At 36.5% G+C, this 16,296-nt stretch carries 14 protein-coding genes; 7 read left to right on the forward strand and 7 right to left on the reverse strand.

The window, feature by feature from the left end; translation table 11 throughout:
- The first annotated feature begins 46 nt into the window (after nucleotides 1–46).
- Nucleotides 47–2,236: a DNA helicase RecQ gene (gene recQ / locus FJR11_RS14800; protein WP_168504961.1), complete on the forward strand. Its 2,190-nt coding sequence runs from the start codon at nucleotides 47–49 to the stop codon at nucleotides 2,234–2,236.
- Between the two features lie 364 nt (nucleotides 2,237–2,600).
- Here the strand turns inward: recQ and FJR11_RS14805 are convergent, their stop codons facing one another.
- Nucleotides 2,601–2,837: a hypothetical protein gene (locus tag FJR11_RS14805; RefSeq protein ID WP_168504963.1), complete on the reverse strand. Its 237-nt coding sequence runs from the start codon at nucleotides 2,835–2,837 to the stop codon at nucleotides 2,601–2,603.
- Nucleotides 2,838–3,062: 225 nt separating this feature from the next.
- On the opposite strand from FJR11_RS14805, the gene FJR11_RS14810 reads away from it, so the two are divergent.
- The 3 genes from FJR11_RS14810 to FJR11_RS14820 all read left to right on the forward strand — a co-directional run bounded on the left by FJR11_RS14810 (nucleotide 3,063) and on the right by FJR11_RS14820 (nucleotide 7,300).
- The gene (locus FJR11_RS14810) at nucleotides 3,063–5,027 is read left to right on the forward strand and encodes a long-chain fatty acid--CoA ligase (RefSeq protein ID WP_168504965.1); all 1,965 of its coding nucleotides are present in this window, start codon (nucleotides 3,063–3,065) and stop codon (nucleotides 5,025–5,027) included.
- Nucleotides 5,028–5,225: 198 nt separating this feature from the next.
- The gene (locus FJR11_RS14815; RefSeq protein WP_168504966.1) at nucleotides 5,226–5,675 is read left to right on the forward strand and encodes a YlqD family protein; all 450 of its coding nucleotides are present in this window, start codon (nucleotides 5,226–5,228) and stop codon (nucleotides 5,673–5,675) included.
- Between the two features lie 317 nt (nucleotides 5,676–5,992).
- Nucleotides 5,993–7,300 (forward strand): dihydrolipoamide acetyltransferase family protein, encoded by a 1,308-nt coding sequence (locus FJR11_RS14820; RefSeq protein ID WP_168504968.1) that lies wholly within the window; start codon nucleotides 5,993–5,995, stop codon nucleotides 7,298–7,300.
- Between the two features lie 41 nt (nucleotides 7,301–7,341).
- Here FJR11_RS14820 and FJR11_RS14825 read toward each other — a convergent pair whose 3' ends face one another.
- The 5 genes from FJR11_RS14825 to ovoA form a co-directional block, all read right to left on the reverse strand.
- Nucleotides 7,342–7,812 carry a sterol desaturase family protein gene (locus FJR11_RS14825; protein ID WP_371417557.1) on the reverse strand — a complete coding sequence of 157 codons (471 nt, stop codon included), beginning with the start codon at nucleotides 7,810–7,812 and terminating at the stop codon, nucleotides 7,342–7,344.
- A gap of 23 nt (nucleotides 7,813–7,835) precedes the next feature.
- The gene (locus tag FJR11_RS14830) at nucleotides 7,836–9,419 is read right to left on the reverse strand and encodes a mechanosensitive ion channel family protein (protein ID WP_168504970.1); all 1,584 of its coding nucleotides are present in this window, start codon (nucleotides 9,417–9,419) and stop codon (nucleotides 7,836–7,838) included.
- Nucleotides 9,420–9,499: 80 nt separating this feature from the next.
- On the reverse strand, nucleotides 9,500–10,615 hold the full coding sequence (locus FJR11_RS14835; RefSeq protein ID WP_168504972.1) for a mechanosensitive ion channel family protein: 1,116 nt from the start codon (nucleotides 10,613–10,615) through the stop codon (nucleotides 9,500–9,502).
- Between the two features lie 111 nt (nucleotides 10,616–10,726).
- Nucleotides 10,727–11,704: an L-histidine N(alpha)-methyltransferase gene (gene egtD, locus FJR11_RS14840; RefSeq protein WP_168504974.1), complete on the reverse strand. Its 978-nt coding sequence runs from the start codon at nucleotides 11,702–11,704 to the stop codon at nucleotides 10,727–10,729.
- A 44-nt stretch (nucleotides 11,705–11,748) separates the two neighbouring features.
- A complete protein-coding gene (ovoA, locus tag FJR11_RS14845) occupies nucleotides 11,749–13,098 on the reverse strand; it encodes a 5-histidylcysteine sulfoxide synthase (RefSeq protein ID WP_168504976.1) in 1,350 nt (449 codons plus the stop codon).
- Between the two features lie 437 nt (nucleotides 13,099–13,535).
- Between ovoA and trxA the strand changes: the two genes are divergently transcribed.
- The 3 genes from trxA (at nucleotide 13,536) to FJR11_RS14860 (ending at nucleotide 15,137) form a co-directional block, all read left to right on the forward strand.
- Nucleotides 13,536–13,853, forward strand: a complete 318-nt coding sequence (gene trxA / locus FJR11_RS14850; protein WP_168504978.1) for a thioredoxin — start codon at nucleotides 13,536–13,538, stop codon at nucleotides 13,851–13,853.
- Between the two features lie 177 nt (nucleotides 13,854–14,030).
- On the forward strand, nucleotides 14,031–14,726 hold the full coding sequence (fabG, locus tag FJR11_RS14855) for a 3-oxoacyl-ACP reductase FabG (RefSeq protein ID WP_168504980.1): 696 nt from the start codon (nucleotides 14,031–14,033) through the stop codon (nucleotides 14,724–14,726).
- A 213-nt stretch (nucleotides 14,727–14,939) separates the two neighbouring features.
- Entirely contained in the window at nucleotides 14,940–15,137 is a 198-nt protein-coding gene (locus tag FJR11_RS14860) for a type II toxin-antitoxin system HicB family antitoxin (RefSeq protein WP_168504982.1), read from the forward strand.
- Nucleotides 15,138–15,239: 102 nt separating this feature from the next.
- On the opposite strand, the gene FJR11_RS14865 is transcribed toward FJR11_RS14860, so the two are convergent.
- Nucleotides 15,240–16,175, reverse strand: a complete 936-nt coding sequence (locus tag FJR11_RS14865; protein WP_168504984.1) for a phosphoribosyltransferase — start codon at nucleotides 16,173–16,175, stop codon at nucleotides 15,240–15,242.
- Nucleotides 16,176–16,296 lie beyond the last annotated feature (121 nt).

Genomic DNA, 16,296 nt, shown 5'->3' on the forward strand with positions numbered 1-16,296 from the left:
ATTCTAATATCTTCATCACAACTCAGACACGCAGCAGCCATCTACCATGCTTCAGTACCCCCACCTAGAAAAAGCCTTAAAACATCATTTTGGTTATGATCAATTTCGCCCTGGACAAAGGCAAATTATCGAAGATGCGTTAGCAAATCGTGATTTAATGGTAATCATGCCCACAGGTGGGGGTAAATCTCTGTGCTTTCAATTACCGGCACTTTTGAAACCAGGTTTAACAGTGGTAGTATCACCGTTGATAGCCTTAATGCAAGATCAAGTAGAAGCACTACGAACTAATAATATTTCTGCCACATTTCTTAATAGTAGCCTCAACGCCTATAAAGTTCGCTCCCGTGAAGAAGCGATCATGAATGGTAAAATAAAATTACTTTATGTCGCTCCAGAACGTCTCGTGAGTGACCGATTTCTTCCCCTTTTAGACGTAGTTAAAGAAAAAGTCGGAATTTCTACCTTTGCCATAGATGAAGCCCATTGTGTCTCAGAATGGGGGCATGATTTTCGCCCAGAATATCGGCAATTAAGATTACTGCGAAAACGTTATCCTGATGTGCCTACAGTTGCGCTGACTGCTACCGCCACAGATAGAGTCAGGGCTGATATTATTGAACAATTAGGATTAAAACAACCCAGCATTCATATTGCTAGCTTTAACCGCCAAAATCTTCATTATGAAGTCCGGGCTAAAAGTAACCGCGCTTACGCCGAATTATTAGAAATCGTTAGAGAAAATGAAGGTTCAGGAATTATCTATTGTTTAACCCGCAAAAAAGTTGATGAAATAACTTTAAAATTACAAAATGATAAGGTTTCCGTTTTACCATATCATGCTGGTTTAAGTGATGAAGAAAGATCAAAAAATCAAACTCGCTTTATTCGGGATGATGTGCGGGTAATGGTAGCCACAGTTGCCTTTGGTATGGGCATTAATAAACCTGATGTCCGGTTTGTGGTGCATTCTGATTTACCGCGAAATTTAGAAAGTTATTATCAAGAATCAGGACGAGCCGGCAGAGATGATGAACCTTCCAAATGTACACTTTTTTTCAATTATGGTGATATTAAAACCATTGAATGGAGTATTAATCAAAAAACAGATCCCCAAGAACAATTAATAGCTAAACAGCAACTAAGACAGGTAATTGATTATGCAGAAGGAACAGATTGTAGACGCACAATTCAATTAAGTTATTTTGGGGAAAGATTTCCCGGAAATTGTGGAAATTGTGATAATTGTCTTTATCCTAAACCTGTCCAAGATTGGACAATTGAAGCCATGAAGTTTTTATCTTGTGTGGCCAGGTGTAAAGAAAGATATGGAATGTTACATATTATTGATATATTAAGAGGGGCAAAAAATCAGAAAATTGTTGTTAATAAACATGATCAACTTTCTACCTATGGAATTGGCAAAGATAAAACAGTAGATGAATGGCGAATGTTAGGAAGATCGCTTTTACATCAAGGGTTAATAGAACAAACCGCAGACGGTTATTCAATTTTAAAACTTAATGCTTTGAGTTGGGAAGTAATGCGAAAACAACGCCCAGTTTCCATTGCTGTTCCCATAGCCAAAAAAATTACTTGGGAAGAGGGAAATGTCAAAGCCGCAGATGTAGAAGTGCTAATGCAAAAATTGCGATCGCTTCGGAAAGAACTCGCAGACGAACAAGCAGTACCACCCTACGTCATCTTCCATGATTCTACCCTCAAATTAATGGCACAAAGCCAACCAAAAACCTTAGATGAATTTGGTAATCTTTCCGGAGTTGGTAGTCATAAATTATCCCAATATGGCGAAAGATTTTTAGCAGAAATTCAAAAATACCGCCAAGAACAAGGTTTACAAGAAAAGACGATTCATCGAATTAATTCATCACCTCATTCTCACTCACCTTCTGATACAGAATTAACAACATTAGAGTTATATAACCAGGGTTTGAGTATTGAAAACATCGCTAAACAACGCAACGTTAAAACTGCCACAATTATCAGTCATCTCTCAAATTTAATTGAGAAAAAACAATCTTTAGACTTAAGTAAATTAGTCCCCTTAGAACGCCAAAAAAAAATCTGGAACGTCTTAGAAATTGTTGGTGATATTTCCCTAACACCCATTCGGGAAAATTTAGGTGAAAGCTACAGTTTCGACGAAATTCGTTTAGTTAGGGCAAAATGGCGCAGAGAAAAACAAAAAACCATTAAAGATGATATTGACTTTTAGTTTTTTGCTGATAAAGCCAGAGATAGCAGCTTTGGTAAAACTAAACATACAGCCGCATTCAATATTGTTAAGAATAGACCATCAATTAAAGTCATAAATAACTCCTTTTTGTAACTATTGATGATAACTACATCTTTATTTTGCACTATAAACACTATGTTTGATTAACTGGGAATTTTTGAATATCTTTGATATTACATAAGTAAATTAAATACTTTTAATTTCAACTTTTCTATTCCTGACTATAAATAGCAATCCTGTCTAATTTGTGAAAATTGATATTTTTACCTATAATCATGAAGGGCGCAGAGAAAAAAGATATTCACAAACAATTGAGGATTGCTATCACTCGCTAATATTCTATTTAGTTAGGAGAACATTGATCACAAAAACGCGGACTAAATTTACAAGATTGAGTACCAGTTAATGCGTAAGCTGTACAATAGGGAAAACTGGTCATTTCCATTTTGGCGGATTTGCAACTAGGAGTAAGGGCAAATGGTTGGGATTGTTGAGGTTTACGAACCACAACCATAGATATTAGCTTGGGCAAAGCTAAACAAGCCCCAGCATTGATGACGGTGAGCAATAATACATCCATCAAATCTATAGGGAATCACCCCCAAATGAAATTACATGAAAACAGTTTGGTTAACACTTAAATATATGGTAATGCACGAAGGCTTAACCATAGTATTTAGTTTATATAAAATCAGTTTAGCATAGATTTTTGTAGATGGAACAAGGATAATTCGGTAATTGTTATCAATTAATATGTAATCTAAATATTAGATAGGGTTAGTAATTTACTTTTAAAGTAGTATTTATGACAAGCAACCAAACCGCAACTTCATTCTTGGCTAACATTTCTGAGCGAGAACGCCTAGCATTAGAGAGTTTAGTAGATTACAAAAATGTCGAGTCACTACCAGAAATTTGGCCTTTGGCTGCCAGACAATTTGGGAATACGGTTGCCCTGCATAACCCCCATTCCAAGCCAGAGGTAAAAATTACCTATAGTCAGCTTGCAGGACAAATTCAACGATTTGCGGCCGGTTTACAGACTTTAGGCATCAATATGAACAATAGCGAAACTCTTCCCTATGGGGAACGGGTTTCCCTCATTGCTGATAACAGTCCTCGCTGGTTCATTGCTGATCAAGGTATCATGAGTGCTGGAGCGGTAAATGCAGTCCGTAGCGCCCAAGCAGAACGAGAAGAATTACTTTATATTATTTCCCATAGTGGAAGTACGGCATTAGTAGTTGAGGATATCAAAACTCTGAATAAACTAGGAGAAAGCCTCAATGAATTACCGATTAAGCTTGTAGTTTTACTTTCAGATGAAACACCACCCACAGAACTTAAATTTCAAGTGGTGAACTTTTCCCAATTACTAGAAATTGGTAGCAATAACACCTTAGTAGCGATCAAAAACAGTGGTGAAACATTAGCAACGCTAATTTATACCTCTGGGACTACGGGAAAACCCAAGGGTGTGATGCTGTCCCACAAAAATTTACTCCACCAAGTTAAAAACTTGGGAACAGTCGTCCAACCGGAGAAAGGAGATATTGCCCTCAGTATTTTACCCACATGGCATAGTTATGAACGCAGTGGCGAATATTTCTTACTTTCTCAAGGCTGTACCCAAATTTACACTAACTTGCGTTCTGTTAAAGGTGATTTAAAGAAATTTAAACCCAATTACATGATTGCTGTCCCTAGACTCTGGGAATCAATCTATGAGGGCGTGCAAAAGCAATTCCGCGAACAACCAGCCAAAAAACAAAGCTTGGTGAATTTTCTATTGGAAATGAGCCAGAAATATATTGAAGCGCGGCGCATTTCTCAGGGATTGAGTTTAGATCACATTCATGCCTCAGTTATTGAACGTTCCCAAGCCAAAATAGTAGAATTAGGTTTGTTATCGTTTCATGCACTCGGTGAAAAATTAGTTTATGCCAAAGTGCGAGAAGCCACCGGCGGCAAAATCAAGCACATAATTAGCGGTGGTGGGGCGCTTCCCAAACACATAGATAACTTTTTTGAAATTGTTGGCGTTGAGATTTTACAAGGTTATGGTTTAACAGAAACCTCACCGGTAACTAATGCCCGTCGTCCTTGGCGAAATTTACGGGGTTCTTCAGGGCAACCAATTCCGGGTACAGAAGTTAAAATTGTTAATCCGGAAACTCGTCAACCCCTACCAGTGGGAGAACGGGGTTTAGTTCTGCTCAAAGGGCCACAAATTATGCAGGGCTATTATCAAAATCCCGAAGCCACAACCAAAGCCATAGACGCAGAAGGTTGGTTTGATAGCGGTGATTTAGGTTGGGTAACTCCTGAAAATGACCTAGTATTAACAGGTAGAGCAAAAGACACGATTGTTTTAACCAACGGCGAAAACATTGAACCCCAGCCCATAGAAGATGCTTGTTTGCGATCGCCCTATATTGACCAAATCATGTTAGTAGGACAAGATCAACGTAGCATTGGCGCTTTAATTGTTCCTAACCTAGAAGCCTTAGCAAAATGGTTAGAAAATCAAAATAATAGTGAAAAAATTGACTTAGAGAGTAAAATAGTCCAGGATTTATTTCGTCAAGAGTTAAATCGGGAAGTTCAAAACCGTCCCAGCTATCGAGCCGATGATCGTATTGGACCATTTAAACTCATTGAGGAACAGTTCTCAATTGAAAATGGCATGATGACACAAACGCTCAAAATCCGTCGTCACATTGTCATGGAACGGTATTGCGATATTATTAACGCAATGTTTGCCAAATAATTTCCTAATTTCCCCCTAAATCTTGGGCGGGGAAACCCCGATTGGACGGGGAAACCCCGATTGGGCGGGGAAACCCCGATTGGGCGGGGAAACCCCGATTGGGCGGGGAAACCCCGATTGGGCGGGGAAACCCCGATTGGGCCCCCTACTGACTCCTCTCCACATTACAAACTATTTAAGAGTGAACGGACAATTTTTATGGATGTCTCCAACCCTCAATTGCTTCTAAAACGCCCGATTAATGTCAAAGCCATAGTTACTAGTCTCTGGAAAGAGGAAGTACAACAGCAATTACAAGCTCAGATTAATCAAATTGACCAACAACTGCAACAACTAGACGTTGAAGGGCAAAGAGCGATTAGTGCCATTCAAAAGCAGAGTGTACAACCACCAGGACCCCAAACACTCCAACAAATTGACAATATTCAACTCCAAGTTAATCAAAAGAAAAGTGAACTTCTAGAGCAGAAAAATCAAATGCTGCAAAACCTTCAACAAGTACAATTGTTGGAATTAGATCAAGAAGTTAACCAATTTCAAATGGAAAGCTTTTTCCGCATTGAACCAGGTGATAACTTGATTAGTAAAATGCAGGTAGAAGTTGTTCTGCGTGATGGTATTGTCGAAGAAATTCGCGGAGATATCTAACATTAGCACTCTGTAGAGGTAAGGTACAATGCGCTTTACCTCTACCCTGAGTAGGGGGGGGAAATTAATAATTGGGGGCTTGACAAATAATTTTAGATTTGTTATCATAAATTTGATAAGGAAGAACTATCTTACAACTAAATCATATTTAATTCTCTAAAACCGCTTATATGACGTAGGTGGCTCTATTGTTTTGCAAAAAACCGATTGTTCTCAACACTACTCCCATTTTTCTAAAAAATCACCCACTTGATCACAAAACTGTTAAAATTCGTAGATTGAAGTCCATATATAATTGATTCTGAAACCACCATATCATGAGCATTAACGAAGTATTTATGCCGGCGCTGAGTTCCACCATGACCGAAGGCAAAATTGTCTCCTGGGTCAAGTCGCCTGGAGATAAAGTGGAGAAGGGCGAAACGGTGGTGGTTGTCGAATCAGATAAGGCAGATATGGACGTGGAAACCTTCTATGAAGGATATCTTGCCTATATCATTGTTCCCGCTGGTGAAACCGCCCCAGTTGGCGCTGCAATCGCTTATATTGCCGAAACAGAAGCAGAAATAGCCACAGCCCAGTCCAAAGCCTTCGCAGATGGTGCTGCTGCTATCCCCACACCTGCCCCCATACCTGTCGCTGCTGCCGCCGTTGCTACCCCTGTCACCGCATCTCAAAATGGTTCAAACCATCAACCCGGCAGAGTCGTAGTTTCACCCCGCGCCCGTAAACTAGCCAAAGAACTCAAAGTAGATTTAAATACCCTCACAGGTAGTGGTCCCTACGGTCGCATTGTCGCTGAAGATGTAGAAGTTGCAGTCGGCAAAGTTCAGCCCGTTACTACCCCCGTTGTCACTCCCGCACCTGTAGCAACACCTGTAGCAACACCTGTAGCAACACCTGTAGCAACACCTGTAGCAGCAACTGTACCAGCAGTTAGTAGTGCTGTTCCTGGTCAAGTAGTACCATTCACTACCTTACAAAATGCCGTAGTTCGGGGCATGGTAGCTAGTCTATCAGTACCTGTATTCCGTGTCAGTTACACAATTAGCACCGATGGACTCGATAAACTTTACAAACAAATTAAGTCCAAAGGTGTGACAATGACCGCGCTATTAGCCAAAGCTGTAGCCATAACATTGCAAAAACACCGTATTCTTAATGCCAGCTACTCAGACCAGGGAATTGTTCATCACCCTGACATTAACGTTTCTGTCGCAGTGGCAATGGATGATGGTGGTTTAATTACACCAGTATTACAGAATGCAGATGCAATTGATATCTACTCTTTGTCTCGCAATTGGAAATCCTTAGTAGAACGCGCTAGAGCGAAACAGCTACAACCAGTAGAATATAATAGCGGTACTTTCACCCTTTCCAACTTAGGAATGTTTGGTGTAGATACCTTTGATGCAATTTTACCACCTGGACAAGGTTCTATATTAGCCATTGGTGCATCTCGTCCCCAAGTAGTTGCCACACCCGACGGATTATTTGGTGTACGTCAACAAATGCAAGTGACAATCACCTGTGATCATCGCATCATTTACGGTGCTGATGCCGCAGGATTCTTGCAAGACTTAGCGAAGTTGATTGAAACCAATCCCCAATCTTTGACAATGTAAGAGATAGGTGGCAATTTATGCTGTAGCTGCTTACAAATAAGCTACAGCATATTATTAATTTTATCTTTCTCGACACTACTAAACAACTTCATAATTTGAGACTCAATAAAACTTATAGGAAACATAATTCCCTGTTTCTTAGTAAGAGGATTTAGTGTATTAAATATTCTATCCCAAAAACCATGAATACCATAATTTCCCGTAAAACCAGTGTGATGAAGATCATGAAAATCTGAGGGAATAAAAAATATTGATAAAGAACTATGTCCTTCTAAATTATAAATATTACCTATAAAACTCCATGCACAAAGTTGAGTGATATCATATCCAAATATAAAGATTGGTAAAACGTCTGTGATAGTAACAATAATATATTCCATAAGACTTTTACGTCCAGCGACAAAACTTGATGTATCTTGAAATTCATGATGTTTAAGATGAATTTGGGAAGCATCCGCAAAACAAAATTTAACTAATTGCCTAATTTGCCCGAATTTGTTTAAGATGAGGATTTAATAGATAAAAGTTTGCCAAATTAATCTTCCTTACTTTCATGACCAGCAGGAATTAGAATACCTTCCATCAATAAAGCATCCATAAACATCTTCCGTAAAACACGCTGGATCTGAATATGCTTTCCTGGTTTTACCTTTGTCAAGGTTCGCAATAACAAGTGAGATTCACCCAGACTTTCTACACCATCTACCAGAGTGGATTCGATCACATCTATATTATTTGCCTTTAACTGCTGTCCTACCTCTTCAATCACTTGATAGATATGAGCTAAGTTAGAATTATAGGGTACATCAACTTCCACTACTGCAAATATATACTGTTTAGAATAATTGGTAATTGAGCCAATATCTCCATTACGAATAATATATAATTGACCATTAGGATGTCTGATGCGGGTAGTTCTCAGTTCTATCGCTTCAACAGTACCTTCTACTGTTTTCTCTTCAGCTTTTCCAGCCTCAATATAGTCACCTACCAAATAATAGTTTTCAAATAGAATAAAAAAGCCACAAACTATATCATTAATTAGTGTTTGTGCGCCTAATCCCACAGCGATACCAACAATTCCCGCACCAGCTAAAATAGGAGTAGGATTAATATCGAGAATATAGAGAATAGAAACTGCAACGCTGAAGTAAACTAAATATTGTAATAAACTACGAAACAAAGGAATCATAGTTAAGCGTCTACTTCTTTGGGTATCAGTCAAATCCTGGTCTTTGAACAGCACCTCTTCTAGTAGTAAGTAAATCACCTCAAACATCACACGACTAATGAAAATAATAGTGATGATTTTGATAATTTTTAAACCAAAAGTGGCCAACTTGGCTATTAACTGCACCTGCTGAATTACCAATGTTACAGTGCAGACGTAAATTACAAATTCCAAACACCGCTTTAAAAAAGGAATCAGGTGTTGGAGACGATTATAAAATCTCAATAGGTTATCAGGACTGGAGTATCTGACGCTGAGAACATCTAGAGTATCAACAATTGCCGCAACTGCTTTGAGAATGAGTAATCCCACACCAATGATCAAATAAATCCGCAATGCGATATATAGATATTCGGAAGCTACTGCGGGTAATTTGAGAAATTGGGTACAAGCAATCAGAACCCATAACCAAATTCCACCTCTGATTCTTTGATTGAGTGCAGTAAAAAAAGCGTCAATACTTTCATCATCGGCGGTGTTTTGATCTAAGTTTTTGGCGCGATTACTAGCTATCTTTAACCAATATTTAATAAACTTTAGAGTTATGATCGCTGCAATTACAACACCAATACTTTGAGAAAGACCAATTCCTAATGCCATCCAAAATCCTGATGGAATCTTGCGAATCAGAGCTATTGTATATTGTTGGATGTCTTCACCCCGATAGATCAGATAACCATTAGTACCGACAATCAAAATACACAATACTATGCAAATAAGCAACAATAAACCAGTAATATTGCGGCGCAGAATTTTGATTTTTAAATCGTCACCCTTCAATATTGATAATCTAACCAACAGCTTGAATAGCTTACCTAGAAGCCATCTTAATAAGAGAAAAACAATTATTAAAATGCCGACTTCAGCCAAAATAATTAATATGTTCATAGTGAGGTAATTTTCGCATTTTATTGATACCCAAATACCCAAATCCTCAAAGAATTCGGGTATATCTATTCTGAACTTTCTTAATTGTTGCTGTTTTGCATCGGTTTATATTTTTCTGGTTCTGTTCTCAACTCTACATACAGAGAATCAATACCCTCTTGTTCTAAAAGTTCCAAGATGGCTAGATTTAAGTTTTTCTCAGCATCAAAGTAGAGATTATCATCATTAACAAATGCCATAAGTTCAATAACTCTGGCATTCTTTTCAATATTTTTGAAACGTACTGTACACTTAGGAGAAAAGCCAGGAATAGATGTTGGTATTTGTTGAATAGCATCACAAATTCTCGCAGTTTGTTTTGCAGAAATACCATCAATTTTGAGAATTAAATTAAGTCCCCACTTTAATTCTTCCCCTGGATTTTGTGACCAATTTTCTACAATTCCAGAAATCATGCGAGAATTGGGCATTTTGACGATTGAACCCCACTTAGCTAGATGCAGTGTTGTGGTTCTAAAGCCAATATTGAGGATCTGCACAAAACCATCTATTCCTGATATTCCCACCCAATCACCTTCTCGATACAGATTATCAGAGTAGATAATAATTGTACAAAACCAATCATAAACAATGTCTTTGAAGAGTAACCCTAACGTGATACCAGCACCACCAAGTAAACCCACAAGTGCTGCTGCTGATTGTCCTAAAAATATTTCACTGATTTTAATTGTTAATACAATAATTGCTATTGATTGAAAAATTTTCGGCATCAAAGGTCTGAGCAATTCATCAAGCTCAGTTTCTGTTTGCAGGACAACGTTAGCAATTAGTTGACCTAAGATTGAAGAACTGCGATAAACAACATAGGCAACTATAAAGAGAACTATTAAGTTTAAAAATCTACTAATTGTCTCGCTTAATTGAGAGCCTAAGTTATCGGCAATAATTTCCTTACTCAGCCAAAATCCACCAATGAGAATGAGCCAATTTATGGCAGGTTTGATAATAGCAATTAATTCATCATCAAGGGTAGTCTCTGTTTTCTTAGTGAAGCTTTCAATGGTTTTAATTATAACTGCGAGAAAAAATCTTCGTAATGTCTGTGTCAACGTTAGAATGATGAGAACAGCAGCAATTTTAGCAATGGGAATATTGGAATAATTGATATTTTTGAGAGCGTTCCAGATAGCTTCCATATTTACCCTGATAGATATTTGAGTTTGTTGATTTTATAACATGAGAAAATTATCAGCATTCAGAAATTTACAAATATTTTTAATTGTGGTTTCTGAATACTGACACAAAACTCATTTAAGTTGACAAAGAATCAATCCAAACCACCCTTTTTCATCTGTCCAAGTTTTCACAGTTTTTAATCCTTTACTTTGCAATTCTTTTTCCATCGTTGCTAAATCAAATTTTCGGGAAATTTCTGTGAGAATACTTTCTCCCTCTTCAAAGGAAACCTTTAAATCTAATGCTTCTAAAGATACCAAATGGCTTTTTTGACAATGTAAATACATTTCAATTTGATTATCAACCTGATTATAAATCGCTTGATGTCTAAATAAGTTGATGTCAAAATTACCTTGGAAACGCCAATTTAAATGAGAAAGCATATTCAAATTAAAAGCAGCAGTCACACCTTGACTATCATTATAAGCTGGTTCTAAAATCTCTTTGGGCTTTTGTAAATCAATACCCAGTAAAAAGAAATCTCCAGGTTGTAAAGTCCGAGAAACTTGGTTTAAGAAACTATCACATTCTTCTGGGTTAAAATTCCCTAGAGAACTTCCCAAGAAAAACAACATTCTTGATTGTAAATAATTAGATTCCAGATGCACTAACGCTTGTTCATAAGTTCCTAATAAACCATGAATCGCAATATCAGGATATTTTTCTTGTAACTGTAAAACACTAGTTTTGAGAATACCTCCACTCACATCAATAGGCAGATATCTACAGGAATCAGCAATTTTTTGATAAGCATCTAATAAAGCTTGAGTTTTGGTAGAACTACCACTACCTAACTCTATTAACTCACAACAATTGGTAATTACAGCAATTTCATCAGCATATTGATTTAAAATCCATGCTTCTGTACGAGTCGGATAATATTCTGGTAACTCACAAATCTTTTCAAATAATAGAGAACCAGGATCATCATAAAAATATTTTGGTGATAAAGTCTTGGGATTTTTATTTAACCCATTAATTACATCTTTTCCATCATCAATTAAATCTTGATAATGATGATCTAAAACTGTTAAAGGTTGAGTAATCATTTTTTAATCCTCTCTGTTGACTCTGGGTGATAAAAAGTATTTAATTAATCCAAACTTTCAGCAATTCTAAAACCAACGTGCTGATAGAAATAGGGACGAAACCAATTACGATAACAGGATAAAGCCATTGTACCATTTGTTGCCCAAGAACCCCCAAGCATCATCTGATGGTTATTATCAAAAAAAGGTGCAGATTGATCTTCATAAAGATGATGAGTTTTAAACCCTGGTAAGGGATAAAATGTATCTCTTAACCATTCCCAAACATTACCCCGTAAGTCGGAAATACCAGATTTATTATCTGCAAACATCCCTACAGGAGAAGGAGAAATAAATTGTATATTGAGATTGTAGTTATTTGATAAACTAGAATCTTCTGATGTTTTTAAAGCTTGATTCCATTCTGCTTCTGTCATTAACCGAATTCCTTTACCTTTCCAGCAACAATAAGCCATTGCTTCATAATAATTGACTTCCACAGGCCAATCTAAAGGTAAATCTATCTCGTCAAATGTCGCTCGATAGCGGTATTTACTATTATTTTCTGGTATCCAAAATTTCGGATGTTGAACATTATACAATTGTTTCCATTGCCAAGATTCAACGTTCCAATATTCTACATTTTCATAACCACCAGCCTTAACAAATTCTAAAAATTCGCCATTAGTGATTAAATTCTCACTTGCTAAAAATGGTTTAACTTCAACTTCTAAACTACCATATTCGCTATCCCAACCGAAAGTAAAATCATGTTCTTTTTTGCCTATTTTCACCACACCACCGGGAATTACCCGCATTTGATTATCAGGAGGTTTCCCATTTGTCGGTGCATAATTCCAATTTTCAGGACGTTGTAATTTATGAACAGGTAATTGACGCAGCAACATAGAAGAAGTTTCAAAATGTATGCGACTGTGTTCAATTCCCATCAATAAAGCCCAGAGGGGATGTTGGGGACGAATAGGCAGATTTAAAGGTGTATTTTCGATAACCTTGGTAATTGCTGATTTGGCTTTTTCTCGATATTGCCAAACTTGAGAAACAGCAGGCCAGACGATATCTTTTGTTGCGGCTTCTAATTCGGCTGGTGTTTCTGGATCAACACCAAGTTCAAACAGAATTTCATATTGGGGATTAATGCGATTTTCTAATAAACCAACGCTAATTAATTTGTTGATGTAAAAAACTGCGGAATGTCCAAGATAGAAAATTAATTTATTTCTTAAAGAGTCAGGATTGAGGTAAAAAGTATCTTCACTGATTAAACTTTTAAAAAGGGTTTCTTCTAAGTTCCAGGAATTTTCAAAATAATTGAGTATAGTTTGGGAACTACAATGATCAAGTTTGGGAATATCAGAAGATGCAATTTGAGGATGTTTGGGAATTGTTAGCATGGAATTATATAAGATTCTAGCAAAAAGCGAGAGATCAACTTTTCTATATTTCTTAATACCCTAAATTGGGACTGATTTTTCATTTTTAACTAAAATTTAACTATTTTGACATTTTTACCCAAAAAAGTTAATATATACTTCTTTATTTAATAAGTACCTTGATTTTTTCTGCTGATATATAATTATCTGCGCTGATTTTTTAATTTATATATATTCATGAATTTTTGTAAAAAATAAGTAAAAACTATTGATGTGTTTCCGAGTTTATGCTATTGTCACCCCTAGTGTATTATATGTATTCGTATTATCAGGTACACTAGGAAGAATAGAAGAAAAGAAAGTTAATATACTTATTTTTCCGAAAAAAATATAAAAATATATAAATTCCAGATTCTAAGAACTAACATTAAAACAAACAAGTAATTAAAATGTGTATTATGGCAACTAAAAAACAATTCAACAGCTTTGAAGAAATGCTTTCTGGCTCAGATGTCCCCGTTTTAGTAGACTTTTATGCTGACTGGTGTGGGCCTTGTCAAATGATGGTACCCATTTTAGAAAAAGTCAACCTCGAACTGAAAGATAGATTACGGATTGTTAAGATTGACACAGAAAAGTATAAAGAATTAGCCAGTCAGTATGGCATTGAGGCTTTACCAACCTTGGTACTATTTAAACAAGGAAAGCCCGTAGATAAAATTGAAGGTGTTATGCAAGCCGCACAGTTAGTACAACATCTACAACCACAACTTTAAATAGGGTTTTAAAATAGAGATGCGAAATTCCGCGTCTCTATGACAGCAACTTTCAGTGTATTTCTTCCTTTGCGCCTTTGCTCCTACTCTTCGAGATCACGAAGCGTGATTGTGCCTCTGCGCGAAACAAAATTCGCGCTATCTTGAATAAAGAAGATCCAAGGAGTGCATCTTTTTATGAAAGGCAAACAAGTTTTACTTACAGGTGGCACAGGGGGACTAGGTTTGGGTGTAACACCCGCAGTTATAGCCCAAGGTGCAGATGTAACTATTCCTTATCGTAGTCCTAGAGATATAGAACGTCTCAAGGGAATTATTTCCCCGGCGGATTTTGCCAGAATTCATTTTATTCCTGCTAATTTAGAAGATGAAGCATCAGTAGAAAAACTTGTCAGTCGGATGACAAAAGTGGATGTATTAATTCATTTAGTCGGTGGTTTTTCTATGGGAAAAACTCACGAATACAGCTTTCATGATTGGAAACAGCAAATAGATTTAAACTTAAACACAACTTTTTTGACTTGCAAATATAGCCTCAAAAGTATGTTAGAAAACGGCTATGGGCGGATTGTTACCGTCAGTTCTCGCGCTGGTGCTGAACCTGCGGGAAATTTAGCGGCTTATTCTGCGGCAAAAGCTGGGGTGATAGCCTTAACAAAAGCGATCGCAGATGAAACCAAAAATACTAACATTACAGCTAATACCATCCTCCCCAGTGTCATTGATACCCCCACAAACAGAGCCGCTATGGGTGTAGAAAACGCTGATAAATGGGTAAAACCCGAATCTATCGCCCAAGTTATCTGCTTTTTAGCCTCAGAAGCAGCTAAAGATGTCCGTGGTGCAGCCATTCCTGTTTATGGTAGTTTGTGAAATACACCACCACTGAGAAAGAGAACGGTTATGAGAGTGGTATCTGTTTTTTACTCAGCAGGTATCACCTATAATTATTAGTCAAGGCGATCGCAATTGAATGTTTCCGAGAATCTGCGGTAATCTTTCATTAAGACTGAGACTGTGCAAGTTCAGTTGAATAATTTAAATTTTCAAAGCTAAAATACAGGTATTACTTAACTACAACTGAGTATGAAATTCAATGTCACGATTGATCGAGACGAAGATGGTGTCTGGATTATTGAATGTCCTAGTATTCCTGGTTGCATTAGTCAGGGAGCAACAAAAGAAGAGGCTTTAGATAATATTCAAGATGCAATTTCTGCTTGCTTACAAGTGAGGGCAGAAATGGGGTTGCCATTGACTATTGAAACTCAACAAGTAGTTTAAATATATTGTATAGATTTTTGGTAGTAATAGCGATCGCTATGCTGACATTTGGAACGTCCACAGCAAACTTTAGACAAGAGAGGAATGAGGCTATCTCAATGATCACCAATCTTTGAAATAAAAAATAAAAGGATTATCTACACTAAAACAAGTAGAACTATCTCCCTCTAATACTAAATGAGCTTCAAGTACCATGTGTTGATACCACTTAGATGACATAATTTTTTGATCTTCATAGCATGAATATTCTTCCTCTTGCTTTTTATATATTTCAGAGAGCTTTTCATCATATATTTCATCAATTATTTCATGCTGTTTCTGCAATTCTTCCATATCATCTGGATCAAAACAGCTATAGCAATCATTATAACATTCATCTACTGCTATATGATGATTATCAGCTTCTTCTTTTAAAGAATTTTCTTCTATTTCATAGCATTGGCGTATCCAATAATACTCTAAATTAAGATTGTCTATAGTTTCTTTTAAAAATTCTTCTTCTTCTTCTTGATCAATACGATCATGAGCATCTCCAACATTTCTCATTGTCTTTCCTAAAACAATAACTTTAATTTCCTTTGCTCCTGCTTCAAGTAATAGTTTTTTACAAGCTTGAATCGAATTTCCTGTGGTTAATACATCATCAATTAATATCACTTTTTTATTTTTTATCACTGATGAATTAGCTATTTTAATAGTTTTTAAATGATTTTCCATAGTTCGATCACCATTTGAATCTTTAAACCGTTCAAGACAAAAAACAGCATCAGTAAATTTAGAGTATGACTTGACCAATTGTTTAGCTAAATCACGAATGCCTGAAGATTGATTAGTTGATTTACCAGGTGGAACAGTAGCAATGGAAATATCTTCATCACTCAAAAAATTTCTAATTTCTTTAAGAAAAAAATTAATTGAATCCTCTTTTTTATTTTTCAATTCCAAGATAGTATTACTATATTTATTAAAATAATCACTACTTTGAGGACAATAGAAACCTAAATAAAATAAATTCGGTAAATTATCAAAAAGTTTCATATCCGATTGTAATCACGCTGATTAATCAATAATAACTTATTAACCCATTCTATCGGCTAATTGCCGAACGAAGTTTTCATCCTGTTAATCCTTAAATCCTGGATATCCTGATTCAGACAAA

It is taken from the genome of Anabaena sp. UHCC 0187 (assembly GCF_009712035.1).
Lineage (GTDB): Bacteria > Cyanobacteriota > Cyanobacteriia > Cyanobacteriales > Nostocaceae > Dolichospermum.